The organism is Enterobacter ludwigii, from assembly GCA_023023105.1.
In the GTDB taxonomy this organism is placed as follows: Bacteria; Pseudomonadota; Gammaproteobacteria; order Enterobacterales; family Enterobacteriaceae; genus Enterobacter; species Enterobacter adelaidei.
The window spans coordinates 1552495-1568752 of the sequence record CP083824.1 but is presented as its reverse complement, the minus strand read 5'-3'; the positions used below and the strand labels follow the sequence as shown (position 1 = coordinate 1568752).

The window sequence follows — 16258 nt, the reverse complement described above, 5'->3', positions numbered from 1 at the left end:
CTTTTACTCTTAGAAAATTGTCGCGCATTATAGCTAATATGGCGTGTATGTCATAAAGTTGAAGGCTTATTTTCATTCGAGGGAGTGTGCAGTGGCGACGTTATCCAGGCTTTTTATTCATCCGGTGAAATCCATGCGCGGCATCGGCATTTCTCACGCACTTGCCGACATGAGCGGATTTGCCTTCGATCGTATCTTTATGATCACCGAGCCTGACGGTACGTTCATTACTGCACGCCAGTTCCCGCAGATGGTTCGCTTTATCCCTTCCCCCCTTCATGACGGTTTGCATCTTACCGCGCCGGATGGTTCCAGCGTGGTGATCCGCTTTGCTGATTTTGCGCCTGTGGATGCGCCAACAGAAGTGTGGGGCAATCATTTTACCGCGCGTATTGCCGCTGACGAGATTAACCGCTGGCTTAGCGGCTTCTTCTCGCGCGATGTGCAGTTACGTTGGGTAGGCCCGTCGCTGACGCGCCGCGTGAAGCGTCATGACGCAGTTCCGCTCTCATTTGCGGATGGGTTTCCTTTCCTGCTGACCAGTGAAGCCTCCCTGCGCGACCTGCAGCACCGTTGTAAAGCCAGCGTTCAGATGGAGCAGTTTCGCCCCAATCTGGTGGTAACCGGTACAAAAGCCTGGGAAGAAGACACCTGGAAAGTGATTCGCATCGGCAGTGTGATTTTCGATGTCGCTAAGCCATGCAGTCGTTGTATCTTCACCACCGTAAGCCCTGAGAAAGGCCAGAAGCACCCTTCCGGTGAGCCGCTGAAAACCCTGCAATCCTTCCGCACTGCACAGGACAATGGCGACGTGGATTTTGGCCTGAACCTGATCCCCCGTTCCAGCGGCGTGATCCGTGTCGGTGACGAGGTAGAAATTCTTGCCCGTGGACCCGCAAGAGTTTATGGCTCCGGTCAGGAAGACGAGTTTGTCGAGGTCGAGACGCAGGTCAGTTCATCAGTGGATATTCACTGGCAGGGCAACATCATCCGGGGAAATAATCAGCAGGTTTTACTTGAACAGCTGGAACAAGCAGGGATCCGCATACCGTATTCCTGCCGCGCGGGGATCTGTGGCTGCTGTCGAATCAAGCTGGTTGAGGGTGAAGTCAGTGCGCTGAAAAAATCCGCAATAGCCGACGACGGGACAATTCTGTGCTGTAGCTGCATCCCGACAACTTCAGTACAACTGGAAGCTTAAACAGCCTGTTCCAGGCTGAAAGAATCCACTCGAAGTTGGGGTTTCAGCCTGTCGTTCATGACCTTGATGGCATCCCCAAGTTGCATCGTCCGCCCGGCAATTGTCACGCCGGGCTGAGCCAGCAGACAGAGCGCGGCATTTTCGCCCGGCTCAACCACCAGCAGACTCACCTCTTCGGCGCTATCACTCAGGTTGACGCTGGCCGCGTCGCCCGTCGCCGGTGTCCAGCTCATACCATGCGGCAGGAAATGCCAGCTTTTTGGCATTTGTGGTTTCAGGAAACGGATAGCCACCAGCGCATTTAATACCAGTTCGGCACGCTGCTCTTTAGAGAGCACCAGATCGCGACATTTTTCTTCAAAGGAGAAATAAAGCGCAGCATCGTCAACACAGAATCCTGACGGAGAAAAAGCGTCCGGGGTTAACATTCGGCGGGCAAAACGAGAACGAAACAACATACCATTGGCTAAATCGAGCATCATACGGTCATGCTCGTCGCAAAAATACCAGCGCCAGTTATCGTCAGGTTTAATTCGCATGTTTCTCTCCCGTCCCAAACGTCCTGTACTAAAAATGTCCTGCTCGTCGCTTCGTTTTTAACACCATTTAATAAAAGACTATAATGTCTAAATAAGCAACAATGACGGAATATAAAACAACCAGGGCCGGAAATAAAGCCCTGGTTGTCTGATTAAGAGAAAAGATTAGATATGAGTGACGATTTCTTTAATCAGCGGTGGTCCTTTAAAAATAAAGCCGGAATAGATTTGCACCAGTGACGCACCTGCTGCCATCTTCTCGCGTGCAGCAATCACAGAGTCGATACCACCGACGCCGATAATCGGTAAACGACCTTTTAATTCCGCTGACAATGCACGAATAATTTCGGTGCTTTTTAATTGTACCGGACGTCCACTTAACCCACCCGCTTCGTCACAGTTTTTCATTCCCTGAACCAGGGAGCGATCGAGTGTGGTATTGGTCGCAATCACACCATCAATATTATGGCGAACTAAACTGTCGGCAACCTGGATCAATTCTTCGACAGAAAGATCCGGAGCGATCTTAACCGCGACGGGAACATATTTATGGTGGATCGACTGCAGCTCATTTTGTTTATTTTTAATGGCACTCAGAAGATCGTCCAGCGCTTCACCATATTGCAAAGAACGCAGTCCCGGGGTATTGGGTGAGGAAATATTCACCGCAATATAACCAGCATAGGCGTAGACTTTTTCCATACAAATCAGATAGTCATCTTTACCTTGCTCTACCGGCGTGTCTTTATTTTTGCCAATATTGATACCTAATACGCCATCAAAATGGGCTTTTTTTACATTCTCAACGAGGTGATCGACACCGAGGTTATTAAAGCCCATGCGGTTGATCAAGCCTTCAGCTTCGACCAGGCGGAACAGACGCGGCTTGTCATTTCCCGGTTGTGGGCGCGGCGTGACGGTACCGATTTCGATAGAGCCAAAGCCCATCGCGCCCAGGGCATCAATGCACTCGCCATTTTTGTCCAGACCTGCCGCAAGACCCAGCGGGTTTTTAAAGGTCAATCCCATGCATTGCACAGGTTTTTCCGGCACATTTTGACGCACCAGAGCGACCAGCGGCGTTCCTGTAATACGACGTAATTGCTGGAATGTAAATTCATGAGCGCGCTCAGGGTCGAGCTGGAAAAGGGCTTTACGAACGAAGGGGTAGTACATGAACTCTCCTGGATTCCCGGTGTGCAAACCGGGAGGGGATTATGGGCGATCCGACGCCGAAAGGGAATTGACCTGCGGCAAAAAATCAGCGTAAAACGCAATCGTTTACCTCCCGGCTCATTTCTTATTCACTTTTTCGCATTTAAATTGCAGATAAATCATTTAGTGGAATAACCGCTTAGTGTCACACTCCTGAAAATTGTTATGAATGTTAGATAAAAGCAAACAATTGGTTATAAGGAGAACGTATGCGCGTCATTACTCTGGCCGGAAGTCCACGATTCCCTTCACGCTCCAGCGCCCTGCTGGAATATGCCCGTGAAAAACTTAATGCCCTGGATGTGGAAGTGTGCCACTGGAACCTGCATAACTTCGAACCTGAAGATTTGCTCTATGCCCGTTTTGACAGCCCGGCGCTTCACACCCTGACGGAGCAGCTTAAAGGCGCTGATGGGTTAATCGTGGCGACCCCCATTTATAAAGCCTCTTTTTCCGGGGCACTGAAAACCCTGCTTGACCTGCTCCCTGAACGTGCGCTGGATGGCAAAGTGGTGCTGCCTCTGGCAACGGGCGGTACGGTGGCGCATTTACTGGCGGTGGATTATGCCCTGAAGCCGGTGCTGAACGCCCTGAAAGCACAGGAGATCCTCCACGGTGTGTTCGCGGACGACTCCCAGGTCATCGACTATCAACATAAACCGCACTTTACACCGAATCTGCAAACCCGCCTCGATAACGCCCTGGAAACCTTCTGGCATGCCCTGCATCGCAGGGATATCCAGGCACCTGCTTTTGGTCATCCGCAAGGAGTTGCACATGTTTAAAACCTTAACCCATATTGGACTAGCCGGACTGATGGCGCTGACGTCGCTGGCCCATGCCGGACAAACGGCACCTGAAAGCTTACGCATTGGCTACCAGAAAGGCAGCGTCAGCATGGTGCTGGCAAAAAGCCACCAGCTTCTGGAAAAACGCTTCCCGGACACAAAATTCTCCTGGGTTGAGTTCCCGGCTGGTCCTCAGATGCTGGAAGCGCTGAACGTGGGCAGTATTGATCTGGGCAGTACAGGCGATATCCCGCCGATATTCGCCCAGGCCGCGGGAGCAGACCTGCTCTATGTAGGTGTTGAACCGCCCAAACCGAAGGCCGAAGTGATTCTGGTACCTGAAAATAGCGACATTAAAAACGTCGCCGACCTTAAAGGGCATAAAGTTGCTTTCCAGAAAGGCTCCAGCTCACACAACCTGCTGCTGCGTGCTCTGCAAGAGGCCGGACTCAAGTTTACCGACATTCAGCCCGTTTACCTGACGCCTGCCGACGCGCGCGCCGCGTTCCAGCAGAAGAACGTTGATGCCTGGGCCATCTGGGATCCGTACTATTCCGCCGCATTACTGCAGGGCGGTGTACGGGTGCTAAAAGATGGCACCACGCTTAAACAGACCGGCTCGTTCTATCTGGCTGCTCGCCCTTATGCGGAAAAGAACGGCGCCTTTGTGCAAGAGGTTCTTGATACCTTTACTCAGGCGGATGCACTGACTCAAAGCCAGCGTCAGGAGAGCATTGCCCTGCTGGCGAAAACCATGGGCTTACCTGAGCCGGTGATCGCGAGCTATCTCAACCACCGTCCACCGACCACCATCACGCCCGTAGACGCGCACGTCGCCGCACTTCAGCAACAAACGGCTGACCTCTTCTATCAAAACCACCTGGTGCCAAAACAGGTCACTATTCGCGAACGTATCTGGCAGCCCGCCGGTAAAGAAGGAACAAAATCATGAGTCTGAATCTTTTCTGGTTTTTACCCACCCATGGTGATGGCCACTATCTTGGTACGGAAGAGGGGTCACGCCCGGTTGACCATGGCTACCTGCAGCAGATTGCACAGGCAGCGGACAGAATTGGTTTCACTGGCGTACTGATCCCGACCGGACGCTCGTGTGAAGATGCCTGGCTGGTCGCCGCGTCGATGATCCCGGTCACCCAGCGTCTGAAGTTTCTGGTGGCCTTGCGTCCGAGCGTGGTCTCCCCCACCGTGGCGGCGCGTCAGGCGGCAACCCTGGACAGACTGTCCAATGGCCGCGCCCTGTTTAACCTTGTTACGGGCAGCGATCCGCAGGAGCTGGCGGGCGACGGCGTGTTCCTCGATCACACTGAGCGCTATGAAGCCTCCGCCGAATTCACCCGCGTCTGGCGACGTCTGCTGGAAGGTGAAACCGTGACGTTCGAAGGTAAACATATTCATGTTCGCGACGCGAAACTCTACTTCCCGTCCGTCCAACAGCCACGCCCTCCTCTCTATTTTGGCGGGTCATCGGACGTGGCGCAGGACCTGGCGGCAGAGCAGGTTGATCTCTATCTGACCTGGGGCGAACCACCAGAGCTGGTGAAAGAAAAAATAGCCCAGGTACGCGCTAAAGCGGCCGCCTATGGCCGCAAGGTACGCTTCGGTATTCGCCTGCATGTCATTGTGCGCGAGACCAACCAGGAAGCCTGGCAGGCAGCCGACCGTCTGATTTCCCATCTGGACGATGAGACCATCGAGAAAGCACAGGCTGCGTTTGCCAAAACCGACTCCGTCGGGCAGCACCGAATGGCGTCCCTGCACAACGGCAAGCGCGAGAATCTTGAGATCAGCCCAAACCTGTGGGCAGGCGTTGGCCTGGTACGCGGCGGTGCGGGCACGGCGCTGGTCGGCGACGGTGCGACCGTGGCAGCCCGTATTAATGAATACGCTGACCTGGGCATCGACAGCTTTATTCTCTCCGGTTATCCGCATCTCGAAGAGGCGTACAAAGTGGGCGAGCTGTTGTTCCCGCATCTGGATGTCGCCATCCCGGAAATTCCTCAGCCGCAACCGCTCCAGCTTCAGGGCGAAGCCGTGGCGAATGAATTTATTCCACGAAAAGCCGCACAAAGCTAAGGAGTGACCATGTCTGCCATCTCACAAAAATGGCTCCTGCGCGCCGCGCCGTGGTTTTTGCCCGTCGGTATCGTGGCCGTCTGGCAGCTCGCGTCGTCCACCGGCTGGCTGTCGAGCCGCATTCTGCCCGCACCTATGGGCGTTATCGAAGCGTTCTGGTCGCTGAGCGTCAGCGGAGAGCTGTGGCAACATCTGGCGATCAGCTCCTGGCGCGCCGTGATTGGGTTTTCCATCGGCGGCAGCATCGGCCTGATTCTGGGTTTGATCAGCGGTCTTTCACGCTGGGGCGAGCGGCTGCTGGATACCTCCATTCAGATGCTGCGCAACGTGCCGCATCTGGCGCTGATCCCGCTGGTGATTTTGTGGTTTGGTATTGATGAGAGCGCCAAAATATTTCTCGTCGCGCTGGGCACCCTGTTCCCGATTTACATCAATACCTGGCACGGGATCCGTAACATCGATCGCGGTCTGGTCGAGATGGCGCGCAGCTATGGTTTATCGGGTTTCGCCCTCTTTACCCACGTGATTCTGCCTGGCGCTTTGCCCTCCATTATGGTGGGGGTGCGTTTTGCGCTCGGCTTGATGTGGCTAACGCTGATTGTGGCAGAGACCATTTCGGCCAACTCCGGCATTGGCTATCTGGCGATGAACGCTCGCGAATTCCTGCAAACGGACGTGGTGGTAGTCGCGATCATCCTTTATGCCCTGCTCGGCAAACTCGCCGACGTCAGCGCCCAGTGTCTGGAACGCAGCTGGCTGCGCTGGAACCCGGCCTATACCCTTCAGGAGTCGAAAGCATGAATACAGCACGACTGAACCAGGGGACGCCGTTACTGCTGAACGGCGTGACCAAACGCTACGGCGAAAACACCATTCTGAATGCGCTGGATCTGCACATTCCTGCCGGACAATTCGTAGCCGTTGTCGGGCGCAGCGGCGGCGGTAAGAGCACGCTGTTGCGCCTGTTAGCCGGACTGGAGGCCCCCAACGATGGAGAAATTCTTGCTGGTACAACGCCGCTGGCGAATATTCAGAACGATACCCGCATGATGTTTCAGGATGCACGCCTGCTCCCCTGGAAAACGGTAATTGATAACGTCGGGCTGGGGCTTAAAGGCAACTGGCGAGATGAGGCCCGCCAGGCACTTGCCGCCGTAGGGCTGGAAAATCGTGCGGATGAATGGCCTGCGGCGCTGTCAGGTGGGCAGAAGCAGCGCGTAGCGCTGGCGCGGGCGTTAATCCATCGTCCGGGCCTGTTGTTGCTTGATGAGCCACTCGGCGCACTCGACGCCCTGACGCGGATCGAAATGCAGGATTTGATTGGAGCCCTGTGGCAGAAGCACTGCTTTACGGTGCTGCTGGTGACGCATGACGTGTCTGAAGCGGTAGCGATGGCCGATCGCGTGCTGTTAATAGAAGAAGGGAAAATGGGTCTGGATCTGACGGTGGATATTGCGCGCCCTCGTCGCGTAGGTTCGGCAAGACTGGCGGAGCTGGAGGCAGAAGTGCTGGATCGGGTGATGAAGCGCGGGGGCACGGAGTTACAGCGAGCTAAGGCTAATGCCTGATGCCCTCACCCTGACCCTCTCCCGCAGGGAGAGGGAGGGTTATCTTTTATTACGCTAACGCTTTAGCAATCTTCTCGTACAGATCGCCAGACAGGTTTTCCAGTCCTTTCAGCTGCTCAAGCGCGGCACGCATTTTCGCCTGGCGCTTAGCATCGTAGCGCTTCAGACGGATAAGCGGCTCGATCAGACGTGATGCCACCTGCGGGTTACGGCTGTTCAGCTCGGTCAGCATTTCAACCATGAACTCATAACCGCTGCCGTCTTCGGCGTGGAACGCGGCCGGGTTGCTGCTGGCAAACGCGCCAATCAGGGAACGTACGCGGTTCGGGTTGCTCATGGTAAACGAACGGTGCTTCAGCAGGCTGCGTACTTTGCTGAGCGCGTCTTGCGCCGGGCTGGTCGCCTGCAGGATGAACCATTTGTCCATCACCAGGCCATCCTGATGCCACTTGTCGTCATACTCCTGCATCAGCGCATCACGGCACGGCAGTTCGGCGGCGACGCTTGCAGCCAGGGCAGCCAGCGCGTCAGTCATGTTATCCGCTTCATGATACTGCTTGCTTACCAGCGTGTTCGCCAACTCAGCCTCACCAAACGCCAGATAGCGCAGGCAGGTATTACGCAGAGAACGCTTACCGATGTCCGCGTGCTCTACGCGATAAGTATCAAGTTTATTGGCGTTATAAATCGCCAGGAACTCATCGGCCAGTTCTGCAGCCAGCGTACGGGTCAACGCTTCACGCACCGCGACGATGGCAATTGGGTCGATGATGTCAAACAACTCGGCGATTTCAGTCACTGACGGCAGGGTCAGAATTTCAGCCGCCAGCGCCGGGTCAATCTTCTCATCCAGCAGGACCGCGCGGAACGCGTCAGCCACATGGGCAGGCAGCGACAGCGGCTGGCCCTGCTGATGACGGTTTACGTTGAGCTTAATGTAGGTCGCCAGCAGACTTTGCGCGGCATCCCAACGGGAGAAGTCGTTGCGCGCGTGACGCATCAGGAACGTCAACTGCTGATCGCTCCATTTATACTCCAGTTTCACTGGTGCAGAGAACTCACACAGCAGCGCAGGGACCGGCTGGAAGTAAACGTTGTCGAAGATGAAGGTCTGCTCTGCCTGGGTCACATTCAGCACGTGGTGTACCGGGTGGCCGCCCTTCTGGAGAGGAATGACTTTGCCTTCGTTATCATACAGTTCAATGCTGAACGGAATGTGAAGCGGATGTTTCTCTTCCTGCTCCGCTGTCGGCGGCGTGCGCTGGCTGATGGTCAGGGTGTACTGCTCGGTTTCCGGGTTGTAATCGTCTTTGACGGTGACAATCGGCGTACCGGCCTGGCTGTACCAGAGGCGGAAGTGAGAGAGATCCACATTGGAAGCATCTTCCATCGCCTGCACAAAATCGTCGCAAGTGGCCGCGCTGCCGTCATGACGCTCGAAGTAGAGCTGCATGCCTTTCTGGAAGTTCTCTTCACCCAGCAGAGTGTGGATCATGCGGATAATTTCAGAACCTTTTTCATACACCGTCAGGGTGTAGAAGTTGTTCATCTCAATGACTTTATCCGGGCGGATCGGGTGCGCCATTGGGCTGGCATCTTCCGCAAACTGCAGGCCGCGCATCGTACGCACGTTGTTGATGCGGTTAACCGCACGAGAACCCAGATCGGAGCTTAACTCCTGGTCACGGAAGACGGTCAGTCCCTCTTTCAGACTCAACTGGAACCAGTCGCGGCAGGTGACGCGGTTACCCGTCCAGTTGTGGAAATATTCGTGACCGATAACGCGTTCAATATCGAGATAATCTTTATCGGTAGCGGTATCGGTGCGCGCCAGCACGTATTTGGAGTTAAAGATGTTAAGACCCTTATTCTCCATCGCGCCCATGTTGAAGAAATCGACAGCCACGATCATATAGATGTCGAGATCATATTCGAGACCAAAGCGCTCTTCGTCCCACTTCATGGAGTTGATAAGCGACGTCATCGCCCACGGTGCACGGTCCAGGTTGCCACGGTCAACAAACAGCTCTAGTGCCACTTCGCGGCCGGAGCGTGTTTTAAAGGTATCACGCAACACGTCGAAATCACCCGCCACCAGCGCAAACAGATAGCATGGTTTCGGGAACGGATCCTGCCATTGCACCCAGTGACGGCCGTTCTCCAGTTCGCCTTCGCCCACACGGTTACCGTTGGAGAGCAGGAATGGGTAGAGCGTTTTATCGGCGATAATTTTCGTTGTGAAGCGTGCCAGCACATCCGGGCGATCGAGATACCAGGTGATGTGACGGAAACCTTCCGCTTCACACTGAGTGCACAGCGCCACACCAGACTGGTAAAGTCCTTCCAGCGCCGTGTTGGCGGCAGGGCTGATTTCATTCACGATGCGCAGCGTAAAGTGTTCCGGCAGGTTGTCGATCACCAGCTGGTTGTTTTCTTCTTTATAGTCAGACCAGGCTTCATCATTAATATGCAGGGAGACCAGCGTCAGGTCTTCACCATCAAGACGCAGTGGCACGGCAGTCGCACTGTGGCGCGTCACCTGGCTTACCGCCGTCACAACGGTTTTAGTGGCATCCAGGTCAAAAGTCAGATCGATATCGCTAATCAGGTATTCCGGCGCACGGTAGTCGTGGCGGTATTTGGCTTGTGGCTGTTGTGTCATAGAAAACCTTATGCATCGTTTGTCGAGTAACGTTTCAATATATTCCTGTTGTGTAAAACGCGCTACGCAGAATGTTCATCTTTTCAGGTACAAAACCCTTTTTTGCTACATTTATATAACACGGGGCACAAAATGCCCTCGACCATAAAACGCGCTTATGTTGTGATCGGGGTTCAATAAATCACTAAACAAGGTATACTCCGGAGTTGTTTATTGTACTAAACGCTCCTGTGAGAGGATGCTACTGCGCACCTATGACTCAATTCGTTTCTCCTGTTCTGCATACGTTGCTGGATACTGACGCGTATAAACTGCATATGCAGCAAGCCGTTTTCCACCATTACTATGACGTTCATGTCGCGGCCGAATTCCGCTGCCGTGGCGACGACTTGCTCGGTATCTACGCAGACGCTATTCGTGAACAGGTCGATGCTATGCAGCATCTGACGTTGCAGGACGATGAATATCAGTGGCTTTCAGGCCTGCCTTTCTTCAAAGCTGACTACCTGAACTGGCTGCGCGACTTCCGCTATAAGCCAGAGCAGGTCACTGTACTTAACGATAATGGTAAGCTGGATATTCGTCTCGAAGGCCCGTGGCGTGAAGTGATCATGTGGGAAGTGCCGCTTCTGGCGGTGATCAGTGAACTGGCCCACCGCAATCGCTCGCCGGAAACCGGTGTTGAACAGGCGGTCGCAGCGCTGGAAACCAAGCTCGCGGGCTTCACCACGCTGACGGAAGGGCTGGATATGTCCCGCTTCCGCCTGATGGACTTTGGCACCCGTCGCCGTTTCTCTCGCGACGTTCAGGAGGCCATCGTTAAGCGTCTGCAGCAGGAACCGTGGTTTGTGGGCACCAGCAACTACGATCTGGCCCGTCGCCTTAATCTCACGCCTATGGGCACCCAGGCACATGAATGGTTCCAGGCGCATCAGCAGATAAGCCCAGACCTGGCGAACAGCCAGCGCGCGGCGCTGGCCGCATGGCTAGAGGAGTACCCAAATCAACTGGGGATCGCCCTCACCGACTGTATTACGATGGATGCCTTCCTGCGCGATTTTGGTCCCGAGTTCGCTGAGCGTTACCAGGGGTTACGCCATGATTCCGGTGATCCGGTTGAATGGGGTGAGAAAGCCATTGCCCACTATGAAAAGCTGGGTATTGATCCAATGAGCAAGGTTCTGGTCTTCTCCGATAATCTTGACCTGCCGAAAGCGGTTGAGCTCTATCGCCAGTTCAACACCCGGGTTAACCTGAGCTTCGGGATTGGTACCCGTTTGACCTGTGACATCCCTCAGGTGAAACCACTGAACATCGTCATAAAATTGGTGGAATGTAACGGCAAGCCGGTGGCGAAGCTCTCCGATAGCCCGGGTAAAACCATCTGCCATGACAAAGCGTTTGTCCGCGCATTGCGCAAAGCGTTCGATCTCCCGCAGATTAAAAAAGCCAGCTAAACGCTTACGGGAGCCTTCATGGCTCCCGACTTCTTATTTATTTCTCAATTCTTCCCTTTTGACTGCGAAATTTACTTGTCTGATGGCAGATGGCAGGTAACATAGATATCCCCCCATAAGGGTGGACAAGTGTCTATTTTTTCCGACTATTAACAGAGAGAATATTATGAGCGTTGTGCCTGTAGCCGACGTACTCCAGGGCCGTGTCGCCGTTGACCAGGAAGTCACCGTGCGCGGATGGGTGCGTACCCGCCGAGATTCTAAAGCTGGCATCTCCTTCCTTGCCGTCTATGACGGTTCCTGCTTTGATCCTGTACAGGCCGTCATTAATAATTCTCTGCCCAATTACAATGATGACGTTCTGCATCTGACGACGGGTTGTTCCGTTATCGTTACCGGCGTGGTTGTGGCATCACCGGGCCAGGGCCAGAGTTTCGAAATTCAGGCTTCTGCCATTGAAGTCACCGGCTGGGTTGAAGATCCGGATACCTATCCGATGGCGGCTAAACGTCACAGCATTGAGTATCTGCGCGAAGTCGCTCACCTGCGCCCACGTACCAACCTGATTGGTGCAGTGGCGCGTGTGCGTCATACGCTGGCGCAGGCGCTGCATCGTTTCTTCGATGAGCAGGGTTATTTCTGGGTGTCTACCCCGCTGATTACTGCTTCTGACACAGAAGGTGCAGGTGAAATGTTCCGTGTTTCGACGCTGGACATGGAAAACCTGCCGCGTACGCCAGAAGGTAAAGTGGACTATGACAAAGACTTCTTCGGCAAAGAGGCTTTCCTGACCGTATCCGGTCAGCTCAACGGCGAAACCTACGCCTGCGCGCTGTCTAAAATCTACACCTTTGGCCCAACCTTCCGCGCCGAAAACTCCAACACCAGCCGTCACCTGGCAGAATTCTGGATGCTGGAGCCTGAAGTGGCGTTCGCCAACCTGGACGATGTTGCCGGCCTGGCGGAAGCGATGCTGAAGTATGTCTTCAAAGCGGTGCTGGAAGAGCGTCCTGACGACATGAAATTCTTCGCCGAGCGCGTAGACAGCGATGCTGTAGCGCGTCTGGAGCGTTTCGTTTCCGCTGACTTTGCACAGGTGGATTACACCGACGCGGTAGCAATCCTTGAGAAATGCGGCGAGAAGTTCGAGAACCCGGTTTACTGGGGCGTTGACCTGGCGTCTGAGCATGAACGCTATCTGGCCGAGAAACATTTCAAAGCACCGGTTGTCGTGAAAAACTACCCGAAAGACATTAAGGCCTTCTATATGCGCCTTAACGAAGACGGTAAAACCGTTGCAGCGATGGACGTACTGGCGCCGGGCATTGGTGAAATCATCGGCGGTTCTCAGCGTGAAGAGCGTCTCGACGTACTTGACGCACGCATGGAAGAGATGGGTCTCAATCCGGCTGACTACAGCTGGTACCGCGATCTGCGTCGTTACGGTACCGTACCGCACGCTGGTTTTGGTCTGGGCTTCGAGCGTCTGATTGCCTACGTGACCGGTGTTCAGAACGTACGTGACGTGATTCCTTTCCCACGTACTCCACGTAACGCCAGCTTCTAATCGATAAAAGACTAAAATGGCCAGCGAATGCTGGCCATTATTTTATTCTGCATTGTCAGTTTACGTCAGCGTAAAGTCAGCATTTTTAAACCATCACCCCGTCACAACCGCTACCTGTTACGTATTGTTTCCGTGAAATATCCAGCCACAAAAAACAAACTCCATTCTTATTGCGATTATTACATCCTCAAGCAATAGCACAAATTTCAACCATTTTTTTAGCCATCCGGATGTCTTTTTTGCATCATAAGAAAAAACAAGTCGTTTAGCCTCTGTTTATATGAATTGCCTTTATCCAAATTAATCATAAGGAATTCATATATATAGGATAAACACTGCCGCTTAATTCGCCAGGGAGTTCTGAAGTTTGAGATGGTTCACAAAGTTCCGAAAAATACATATTTAGTTACACATATTTTCTTTCGGTTACTTAATCTTGAGAATTGTAGCACTTTCAGGCTAGCGAAACGCTTCGGTGAATGGAAAGATGCCTGTCAGATACATAAAGACACCAAACTCTCATCAATAGTTCCGGAAATATTTATTGACAGAATTTATTGACGGCAGTGGCGAGTGTCATAAAAAAACCAATGAGGGTAATAAATAATGATGAAGCGCAATATTCTGGCAGTGGTTATCCCTGCTCTGCTGGTAGCTGGTGCAGCTAACGCTGCAGAAATCTACAACAAAAACGCTAACAAGCTGGACTTCTACGGTAAAGCTGTAGGTGAACACATCTGGACCACCAACGGTGACACCAGCAACGAAGATACCACCTACGCCCGTATCGGCTTCAAAGGTGAAACCCAGATCAACGATCAGATCACTGGTTACGGTCAGTGGGAATACAACATGGACGCGTCCAACGCAGAAGGTTCTCAGGGTACTAAAACCCGTCTGGCATTTGCTGGTCTGAACTTCGGTGACGCGGGCTCTCTGGACTACGGCCGTAACTATGGCGCTATCTATGACGCGGCAGCATATACCGATATGCTGGTTGAATGGGGTGGCGACTCTTGGGTTGCGACTGATAACTTCATGAACGGTCGTGCTTCTGGCCTGCTGACCTACCGTAACAAGAACTTCTTCGGTCTGGTTGATGGCCTGAGCTTCGCCCTTCAGTATCAGGGTAAAAACGAGCGCAGCAACGCTGTCGCTGCAACTTACACCGCCGATGGTCAGTTGATCAACGTGGGTCGTGGTGGTAACGGCGCTAAAGGTAACGGTGATGGCTTCAGCTCCTCTGTTCAGTACGAACTGGGCGAAGGCTTCGCACTGGCAGCGGGTTATGAAACTGCTGACCGCACCAACGAGCAGGTTGCTGCTGGCAACTCCGCTGATTGGGCAAGCGCCGGCGGCGATCGTGCAGAAGCATGGTCTACTGCAGCGAAATACGATGCGAACAACATCTACGCAGCAGTTCAGTATGCTGAAACCACTAACATGACTCGTGAAGCTGATAACAACTTCGCTAACAAAACCCAGAACATCGAAGCTGTTGTTCAGTACCAATTCGACTTCGGTCTGCGTCCATCCCTGGGCTACGTCCAGTCTAAAGGTAAGGACCTGAAAGCACGTGGAACCTTCAACGGTGGCGATGCTGACCTGGTGAAATACATCGAACTCGGTACCTGGTACTACTTCAACAAGAACATGAACGTGTACGCTGCGTACAAATTCAACCTGCTGAACGACAACGATTACTCTGAATCTGCCAAACTGGCAACAGACGATCAGGCAGCAGTTGGTATCGTTTACCAGTTCTAATCAGTACACCACTTTGTTATATGCTTAATGAACAGGGCTTCGGCCCTGTTTTTTTATGCCTGACAGAAAATAATGGCGACTTTTGAAAAGCCGCACGCTTTTCGTCGCAAACGGTTGGCATTTTGTAAATCTACCGTTAACCTGATAGCGGATTTCACTTCTGTAATCACAATGGAACTTCGTCATGTTTGAGAACATTACCGCCGCTCCTGCCGACCCTATTCTGGGCCTGGCCGATCTGTTTCGTGCCGACGACCGCCCTGGCAAAATCAACCTGGGTATTGGTGTATATAAAGATGAAACCGGCAAAACTCCGGTACTGACCAGCGTTAAGAAAGCTGAGCAGTATCTGCTGGAAAACGAAACCACCAAAAACTACCTCGGTATTGATGGTATCCCTGAATTTGGTCGCTGCACCCAGGAGCTGCTGTTCGGTAAAGGTAGCGCAATTGTGAGTGACAAACGTGCCCGTACAGCACAGACCCCTGGCGGTACCGGTGCGCTGCGCGTGGCGGCGGATTTCCTTGCGAAAAACACCTCTGTTAAGCGTGTCTGGGTAAGCAACCCAAGCTGGCCGAACCACAAGAGCGTCTTTAACTCTGCGGGTCTGGAAGTGCGTGAATACGCTTACTACGACGCAGCAAACCACTCTCTCGACTTTGACGGTCTGCTGGCGAGCCTGAGCGAAGCACAGGCAGGTGACGTGGTGCTGTTCCACGGTTGCTGCCATAACCCAACCGGTATCGATCCGACGCTTGAGCAGTGGGAACACCTGGCGAAGCTGTCCGTTGAAAAAGGCTGGCTACCGCTGTTTGACTTTGCCTACCAGGGCTTCGCCCGTGGTCTGGAAGAAGATGCAGAAGGCCTGCGCGCGTTCGCAGCCGTGCATCAGGAGCTGATTGTCGCAAGCTCTTATTCCAAGAACTTCGGTCTGTACAATGAGCGTGTGGGTGCTTGTACGCTGGTCGCGGCAAACGACGAGACCGTCGATCGTGCGTTCAGCCAGATGAAATCGGTTATTCGCGCGAACTACTCTAACCCACCAGCACACGGTGCGTCTGTTGTTGCCACTATCCTGAGCAACGATGCGCTGCGCGCCATCTGGGAACAAGAACTGAATGACATGCGTCAGCGTATTCAGCGCATGCGCCTGCTGTTTGTGAACACCCTGGCTGAGAAAGGCGCGGACCGCGACTTCAGCTTTATCATCAAACAGAACGGCATGTTCTCGTTCAGCGGCCTGACCAAAGAGCAGGTTCTGCGTCTGCGTGAAGAGTTTGGCGTGTACGCCGTGGCGTCTGGCCGCGTGAACGTTGCAGGCATGACGCCTGACAACATGGCGCCACTGTGCGAAGCGATTGTCGCCGTACTGTAATTTGCGCCCATAAAAAAGCCTGCGT

12 protein-coding genes and 1 pseudogene are annotated in these 16258 nt (G+C 53.5%); 10 read left to right on the top strand and 3 right to left on the bottom strand.

Features of this window, described 5'->3' with window-relative positions; translation table 11 throughout:
* The first annotated feature begins 91 nt into the window (after window positions 1–91).
* Window positions 92–1201 carry a YcbX family protein gene (locus LCD46_07340; protein ID UOY72121.1) on the top strand — a complete coding sequence of 370 codons (1110 nt, stop codon included), beginning with the start codon at window positions 92–94 and terminating at the stop codon, window positions 1199–1201.
* On the opposite strand, the gene zapC is transcribed toward LCD46_07340, so the two are convergent.
* Together zapC and pyrD are read right to left on the bottom strand one after the other, a co-directional pair.
* A complete protein-coding gene (gene zapC, locus LCD46_07335; protein UOY72120.1) occupies window positions 1198–1740 on the bottom strand; it encodes a cell division protein ZapC in 543 nt (180 codons plus the stop codon). The genes LCD46_07340 and zapC overlap by 4 nt on opposite strands.
* A gap of 165 nt (window positions 1741–1905) precedes the next feature.
* A complete protein-coding gene (pyrD, locus tag LCD46_07330; protein UOY72119.1) occupies window positions 1906–2916 on the bottom strand; it encodes a quinone-dependent dihydroorotate dehydrogenase in 1011 nt (336 codons plus the stop codon).
* Between the two features lie 248 nt (window positions 2917–3164).
* Between pyrD and ssuE the strand changes: the two genes are divergently transcribed.
* The 5 genes and pseudogenes from ssuE (at window position 3165) to ssuB (ending at window position 7405) form a co-directional block, all read left to right on the top strand.
* Window positions 3165–3740: an NADPH-dependent FMN reductase gene (gene ssuE / locus LCD46_07325; protein UOY72118.1), complete on the top strand. Its 576-nt coding sequence runs from the start codon at window positions 3165–3167 to the stop codon at window positions 3738–3740.
* Window positions 3733–4732, top strand: a pseudogene (locus tag LCD46_07320) (sulfonate ABC transporter substrate-binding protein). Before ssuE ends, LCD46_07320 begins: the two are co-directional and overlap by 8 nt.
* On the top strand, window positions 4692–5837 hold the full coding sequence (gene ssuD / locus LCD46_07315; GenBank protein ID UOY72117.1) for an FMNH2-dependent alkanesulfonate monooxygenase: 1146 nt from the start codon (window positions 4692–4694) through the stop codon (window positions 5835–5837). Before LCD46_07320 ends, ssuD begins: the two are co-directional and overlap by 41 nt.
* Window positions 5838–5846: 9 nt before the next feature.
* On the top strand, window positions 5847–6638 hold the full coding sequence (gene ssuC, locus LCD46_07310) for an aliphatic sulfonate ABC transporter permease SsuC (GenBank protein UOY72116.1): 792 nt from the start codon (window positions 5847–5849) through the stop codon (window positions 6636–6638).
* Window positions 6635–7405, top strand: a complete 771-nt coding sequence (ssuB, locus tag LCD46_07305) for an aliphatic sulfonates ABC transporter ATP-binding protein (protein UOY72115.1) — start codon at window positions 6635–6637, stop codon at window positions 7403–7405. Before ssuC ends, ssuB begins: the two co-directional genes overlap by 4 nt.
* A 49-nt stretch (window positions 7406–7454) precedes the next feature.
* Here the strand turns inward: ssuB and pepN are convergent, their stop codons facing one another.
* The gene (pepN, locus tag LCD46_07300; protein ID UOY72114.1) at window positions 7455–10067 is read right to left on the bottom strand and encodes an aminopeptidase N; all 2613 of its coding nucleotides are present in this window, start codon (window positions 10065–10067) and stop codon (window positions 7455–7457) included.
* A 254-nt stretch (window positions 10068–10321) separates the two neighbouring features.
* On the opposite strand from pepN, the gene pncB reads away from it, so the two are divergent.
* The 4 genes from pncB (at window position 10322) to aspC (ending at window position 16233) form a co-directional block, all read left to right on the top strand.
* Complete coding sequence (gene pncB / locus LCD46_07295) at window positions 10322–11524, top strand: nicotinate phosphoribosyltransferase (protein ID UOY72113.1); 1203 nt, start codon at window positions 10322–10324, stop codon at window positions 11522–11524.
* A 166-nt stretch (window positions 11525–11690) separates the two neighbouring features.
* Complete coding sequence (gene asnS, locus LCD46_07290) at window positions 11691–13091, top strand: asparagine--tRNA ligase (GenBank protein UOY72112.1); 1401 nt, start codon at window positions 11691–11693, stop codon at window positions 13089–13091.
* Between the two features lie 609 nt (window positions 13092–13700).
* A complete protein-coding gene (locus LCD46_07285; protein UOY72907.1) occupies window positions 13701–14858 on the top strand; it encodes a porin in 1158 nt (385 codons plus the stop codon).
* A 184-nt stretch (window positions 14859–15042) separates the two neighbouring features.
* Window positions 15043–16233 (top strand): aspartate transaminase, encoded by a 1191-nt coding sequence (gene aspC, locus LCD46_07280; GenBank protein ID UOY72111.1) that lies wholly within the window; start codon window positions 15043–15045, stop codon window positions 16231–16233.
* Window positions 16234–16258 lie beyond the last annotated feature (25 nt).

What these genes read in the sequence shown, in the direction of transcription:
- pepN (UOY72114.1), bottom strand. Translation starts at nt 10,067, where the DNA reads ATGACACAACAGCCACAAGCCAAATACCGCCACGACTACCGTGCGCCG.
- pncB (UOY72113.1), top strand. Translation starts at nt 10,322, where the DNA reads ATGACTCAATTCGTTTCTCCTGTTCTGCATACGTTGCTGGATACTGAC.
- LCD46_07285 (UOY72907.1), top strand. Translation starts at nt 13,701, where the DNA reads ATGAAGCGCAATATTCTGGCAGTGGTTATCCCTGCTCTGCTGGTAGCT.
- ssuD (UOY72117.1), top strand. Translation starts at nt 4,692, where the DNA reads ATGAGTCTGAATCTTTTCTGGTTTTTACCCACCCATGGTGATGGCCAC.
- zapC (UOY72120.1), bottom strand. Translation starts at nt 1,740, where the DNA reads ATGCGAATTAAACCTGACGATAACTGGCGCTGGTATTTTTGCGACGAG.
- ssuB (UOY72115.1), top strand. Translation starts at nt 6,635, where the DNA reads ATGAATACAGCACGACTGAACCAGGGGACGCCGTTACTGCTGAACGGC.
- pyrD (UOY72119.1), bottom strand. Translation starts at nt 2,916, where the DNA reads ATGTACTACCCCTTCGTTCGTAAAGCCCTTTTCCAGCTCGACCCTGAG.
- ssuE (UOY72118.1), top strand. Translation starts at nt 3,165, where the DNA reads ATGCGCGTCATTACTCTGGCCGGAAGTCCACGATTCCCTTCACGCTCC.
- asnS (UOY72112.1), top strand. Translation starts at nt 11,691, where the DNA reads ATGAGCGTTGTGCCTGTAGCCGACGTACTCCAGGGCCGTGTCGCCGTT.
- ssuC (UOY72116.1), top strand. Translation starts at nt 5,847, where the DNA reads ATGTCTGCCATCTCACAAAAATGGCTCCTGCGCGCCGCGCCGTGGTTT.
- aspC (UOY72111.1), top strand. Translation starts at nt 15,043, where the DNA reads ATGTTTGAGAACATTACCGCCGCTCCTGCCGACCCTATTCTGGGCCTG.